The 5,293-nt window shown below is 72.1% G+C and carries 4 protein-coding genes; all 4 read left to right on the top strand.

Features of this window, described 5'->3' with window-relative positions:
- Positions 1 to 51: 51 nt before the first annotated feature.
- Positions 52 to 1,023 (top strand): rod shape-determining protein MreC, encoded by a 972-nt coding sequence (mreC, locus tag ACFU6K_RS30570; RefSeq protein ID WP_380668472.1) that lies wholly within the window; start codon positions 52 to 54, stop codon positions 1,021 to 1,023.
- Between the two features lie 3 nt (positions 1,024 to 1,026).
- Complete coding sequence (mreD, locus tag ACFU6K_RS30565; RefSeq protein ID WP_380668470.1) at positions 1,027 to 1,665, top strand: rod shape-determining protein MreD; 639 nt, start codon at positions 1,027 to 1,029, stop codon at positions 1,663 to 1,665.
- 81 nt (positions 1,666 to 1,746) lie between these two features.
- A complete protein-coding gene (gene mrdA / locus ACFU6K_RS30560) occupies positions 1,747 to 4,050 on the top strand; it encodes a penicillin-binding protein 2 (protein ID WP_380668468.1) in 2,304 nt (767 codons plus the stop codon).
- Positions 4,047 to 5,246 carry a rod shape-determining protein RodA gene (rodA, locus tag ACFU6K_RS30555; RefSeq protein ID WP_380668466.1) on the top strand — a complete coding sequence of 400 codons (1,200 nt, stop codon included), beginning with the start codon at positions 4,047 to 4,049 and terminating at the stop codon, positions 5,244 to 5,246. Before mrdA ends, rodA begins: the two co-directional genes overlap by 4 nt.
- The last annotated feature ends 47 nt before the right edge of the window (positions 5,247 to 5,293 follow it).

The raw sequence follows: 5,293 nt of genomic DNA, 5'->3' as shown, positions 1-5,293 counted from the left end.
GGCCCCACAGCCCCGGGCGGCGGCCAGGTACGAAGGGGCAGTACCAGCACCGTGAGGGACACACGAGAGAGCCGGCTGCTGCTGATCCTGCTGGTGGCCGTCGCCTTCGCGCTGATCACCGTGGACATCAAGGGCGGTGAGGACTCCCCGCTCGGGCCCGCCCGGCACGCCGCCGCCAGCGTCCTCGGACCGGTCGAGCGCGGAGCCGCCACCGTCGTCGACCCGGTCGCCGACACCGTCCGCGCCTTCCGCGACGCGGCCACCGACAGCGGCCGCACCGACCAGCTCGCCCGCGAGAACACCGAACTCCGGCAGAAGCTCGCCTCCTCCGACATGGCCACCGGGCGCACCAGGCAGCTGGACGACCTGCTGCGCACCGCCGGCGCCGGCGGCTACACCGTCAAGGCCGCCCAGGTCATCGCGATCGGCCCGGCCCAGGGCTTCTCCTGGACCATCACCATCGACGCCGGCAGCGACGACGGCCTCACCCGCGACATGACGGTGATCAACGGTCAGGGCCTGGTCGGCCGGATCACCACCGTCGCGCCCACGACCGCCACCGTGCTGCTCGCCTCCGACCCCGGCTTCTCGGCCGGCACCCGGCTGGAGGGCACCGGCGAGATCGGCTTCGCCTCCGGCGGCGGCGACAGCCCGATGAAGGTCTCGCTGCTCAACGGCAAGGCCCAGGTCAAGGCCGGCGACCGGCTGGTCACCTTCGGCTCGCAGAGCGGCCGCCCGTTCGTGCCCGGCGTCCCGGTCGGCAAGGTCGTCGAGGTCCAGGCCAACGCCGGCCAGCTGACCAAGACCGTCCTGGTCGAGCCCTTCGTCCAGTTCACCCGGCTGGACCTGGTCGGCGTGGTGGTCGTGCCGCCGCGCGCCGACCCGCGCGACGCCGTCCTGCCGCCGGCGCCCGCCGCCGGCCAGCCGGCCGCCGCGCCGGGCCAGGTCCCGGCCTCCGTGCCCGGCCAGGTCCCGGCCTCCGCGCCCGCCGCCCCGCCCGCCAAGCCCACTGGGGGGAACTGAGCCATGCGCCTCGCCCGCATCCCCGTCTCCGCCGGCCTCGTCCTGTTCGGCCTGATCCTCCAGGTCAGCGTGTTCGGCCGGCTCCAGCTCCCGGGAGCCACCCCGGACATACTGCTGCTCGTCGTGGTCGGCCTGGCCATGGTCTACGGGCCCACCGGCGGCTGCCTGGTCGGCTTCGCGGGGGGCCTGCTGGCCGACCTCGCGCCGCCCTCCGACCACGCGATCGGCCGCTACGCGCTGGTGCTCTGCCTGATGGGCTACGCCGCCGGGCTGCTGCGTCCGGACCACGGCCGCCAGCGCTCCGTGGCCGGCTCGCTGGTCGTGGTCGGCGCCGCGGCGGTCGCCTCCACCCTGCTCTACGCGATGGTCGGCGCCCTGGTCGGCGACACCGCGGCCCGGCACGTCGGCCTCGGCGGACTGGTGATCAGCGCCCTGCTCTACGACCTGCTGCTGGCGCCCTTCGTGGTGCCGCTGGTGATGTACCTCGGCCGCCGCTTCGGCCGCGACCCGGTGGCCGCCGCGGACGACGACGAGGGCGGCTCCGGCCTGGGCACGCTGGCCCGCTACCGCACCACCCGCGACGCCTCGACGGGCCCGTCGTACAAGAAGCGGCGCGTGCCCGGCTTCGCCCGCCGCCCGTAACCGGACCGGCCCCCGGCCCCTGGCCGCCCGGCCCTCCGGCCCCGACCACCCGACCTCCCCGCATCCTGGAGCGCACGAGACGTGAGCAACATCCCCGAGACCGGCCGCACCCGACGGGTGACGATCCGTCTGGTGGTGCTGCAGATCCTGGTGCTGTCGCTGCTCGCCACCCTCGGCGGACGGCTGTGGTACCTGCAGATCCGCAACGCCAAGGAGTACACCGCGAAGGCGACCGGCAACCACATCCGCGAGGTGGTCGAGCCGGCCGTCCGCGGCGAGATCCTGGACGCCTCCGGGCGGGTGCTGGCCGGCAACGAGACCCGGCTGGTGGTCTCGGTCAGCCGCACCTCGCTGCTCCAGCAGAAGGACGGCGGCAAGGCGGTGCTGTCCCGGCTGGCCGAGGTGCTGGGGATGCCGGCCAAGGACGTGCAGGAGAAGGTCCGGCTCTGCGACGCCAAGACCCCGCAGCCCTGCTGGAACGGTTCGCCGTACCAGCCGATCCCGGTGACCAAGGAGGCGACCACCCAGCAGGCGATGCAGATAATGGAGCGCCGCGAGGACTTCCCCGGGATCACCGCGCAGCCCACCGCCGTACGCCGCTACACCGGCGCCGAGGGCGCCAACATGGCCCAGGTGCTCGGCTACCTCTCGCCGGTCACCGACGAGGAGGTCAGCAAGACCGCCGGCAAGAGCGGCCTGGACCGCTACCTGCCGGCCGACCAGATCGGGCGGGCCGGCCTGGAGTCGGTGTACGACCGCGACCTGCGCGGCACCGCGGGCATCACCAAGCTGGAGGTCGACAACCTCGGCCGGGTGATCGGCAACGCCGGCACCGTCGCCCCGCAGACCGGCGACAACCTGGTCACCAGCATCGACGCCCGGGTGCAGAAGGTGGTCGAGGACAACCTGGCGCAGGCCATGAACGACGCCAGGAACACCTTCGACAAGGTCACCAACCGCAACTACGAGGCCGACTCCGGCGCCGCCGTGGTGATGGACGTGCACACCGGGCGGATCGTCGCGATGGCGAGCGCCCCGACCTACGACCCGAACCTCTGGGTGGGCGGCATCAGCGGCAAGGACTACCAGTCGCTGACCAGCAAGGACTCCAACTTCCCGCTGCTGAACCGGGCCATACAGGGTCAGTCCGCCCCCGGCTCGACCTTCAAGGTCATCTCCACCACCGCCGCCGTGCAGGCCGGCTACTCGCTGGACGGCCGCTACGACTGCCCGAAGAGCATGACCATCGGCGGCCGCGAGTTCAAGAACTTCGAGAGCGAGAACTTCGGCCAGATCTCCCTGGAGAAGGCGCTGGAGGTCTCCTGCGACACCGTCTTCTACGGCCTGGCGTACGACCAGTGGATGAAGGACGGCGGCATCAAGCCCAAGAAGGACCCGGGCGACTGGTTCTTCAAGACCGCCCACGAGTTCGGCCTCGGCGCCAAGACCGGCATCGACCTGCCGTCCGAGGTCACCGGCCGGGTGCCGGACCGGCAGTGGAAGCAGTCCTTCTACGACAACAACAAGGACGCCTGGTGCGCCCAGGGGCAGAAGGGCGGCAACAGCTACTCCGACCAGATCGCCCGGGAGAACTGCGTCGACGGCTACCAGATGCGCGCCGGTGACGCCGTCAACTTCGCGATCGGCCAGGGCGACACCCTCGTCACCCCGGTCCAGATGGCCCGGATCTACTCGGCGCTCGCCAACGGCGGCACCTTCTACCGGCCGACCATCGCCAAGGCCGTGATAAGCCCGGGCGGGGACCTCGTCCGCGAGATCGCCCCGCACGAGGACGCCAAGTTCCCCGGCGACGAGAAGCTGCTCAGCTACATCAACCAGGCCACCGAGAGCGTCGTCAAGAGCGGTACCGCCGCCTGGAAGTTCAACGGCTGGCCGCAGGACAAGATCACGCTGCACGCCAAGACCGGCACCGCCGAGGTCGAGGGCAAGCAGACCACCTCCTGGCTGACCACGTACAGCAAGGACTACGCGGTCGTCATGACGATAAGCCAGGGCGGCACCGGCTCCGGCGGCTCCGGCGACGCCATCCGCCGGATCTACCAGGCGCTGTACGGCGTGGACGACAAGGGCGGCATCGACAGCGGCAAGGCGCTGCTGCCCGCGCCGCAGGCCGAACTGCCGAAGTTCAACCCGGACGGCACCGCGATCATCAAGCCGGTCTCGTACGGCGGCGTCGACGCGGCGCCGGGCGCCCAGGCCCAGGCCGTGGCCGCGGCTCCGGCGCTGCTCGACGCGGCCGCGGCGCAGCCGGCCCCGGCGACGGCCTTCCTCGACCGGACGCCGCCGGCCGACCGTCCGGCGTCGTACACCGCGGCCGACGCCGCGCTCGAACCCACGCGCGGACCGGGAAGGGGACGGGCATGACCTCCTACGGCTCGTACCGGCAGCTGCGGCTGGCCCCGCAACGCCGCGGGGTCTCCAAGGCGCTGTCCAAGGACTCCCCGCTCTGGCGGCTGGACTGGATACTGCTGGTGGCCGCCCTGGCCCTCTCGGCCGGCAGCTCGCTGCTGGTCTGGTCGGCCACCCGCGGGCGCGACTCGCTGACCCACGGGGACCCGCAGTACTTCCTGTACCGGCACCTGACCAACTTCGTGGTCGGGCTGGTGCTGTGCTCCGTGGTGATAGCGATAGGGAGCCGGCGCTTCCGCACGATCGTGCCGTTCCTGTACGTCGGCGTGCTCGTGCTGCTGCTGGCGACGCTCAGCCCGCTGGGCTCGACCATCAACGGCGCGCACTCGTGGATCCAGCTCGGCGGCGGCTTCTCGATCCAGCCGGCCGAGTTCGCGAAGCTCGCGATCGTGCTGGCGATGGCGGTCGTGCTGTCGGACCAGGTGGACGCGGGGGAGCGGGAGTTCCCCTCGCACCGGGCGGTGTTCCGGGGCCTGCTCTGGGCCGGGGTGCCGATGTGCATAGTGCTGTTGATGCCGGACGCCGGCTCGGTGATGGTGATGGCCGCGATCGTGCTGGGCATCCTGCTCGGCTCCGGCGCGGCGAACCGATGGGTGCTCGGCCTGCTGGTGGCGGGCACCGCCGGATGCGTGGCGATCTGGAAGTTCGGGCTGCTGAGCCAGTACCAGATCGACCGCTTCGCCGCCTTCGCCAACCCGCAGCTGGACCCGAACGGCGTCGGCTACAACACCGCGCAGGCCCGGATCGCGATCGGCTCGGGCGGGCTGACCGGCAAGGGGCTGTTCCACGGCACCCAGACCGTCGGGCAGTTCGTGCCGGAGCAGCAGACCGACTTCGTGTTCACGGTGGCCGGCGAGGAGCTGGGCTTCATCGGGGCGCTGGCGATCATCGCGCTGGTCGGCGTGATCCTGTGGCGGGCCTGCCGGATCGCCCGGCAGGCGACCGACCTGTACGGGACGATCGTGGCGGCCGGGGTCATCGCCTGGATGGCCTTCCAGGCCTTCGAGAACATAGGGATGTGCCTGGGCATCATGCCGGTCGCGGGCATCCCGCTGCCGTTCGTCTCGTACGGCGGCTCGTCGATGTTCGCCAACTGGATGGCCATCGGGCTGCTCCAGGCGGTGCGGAGCCAGCGGCCGATAGCGGCCTGAGCGCGCCCCGCCGTGCGGCGGCGGGGCCGGTCCGGGACTTCCCGGGC

It is taken from the genome of Kitasatospora sp. NPDC057512 (assembly GCF_042802135.1).
Taxonomy (GTDB): Bacteria; Actinomycetota; Actinomycetes; order Streptomycetales; family Streptomycetaceae; genus Kitasatospora.
This window is presented reverse-complemented; position numbering and strand designations above follow the sequence as displayed.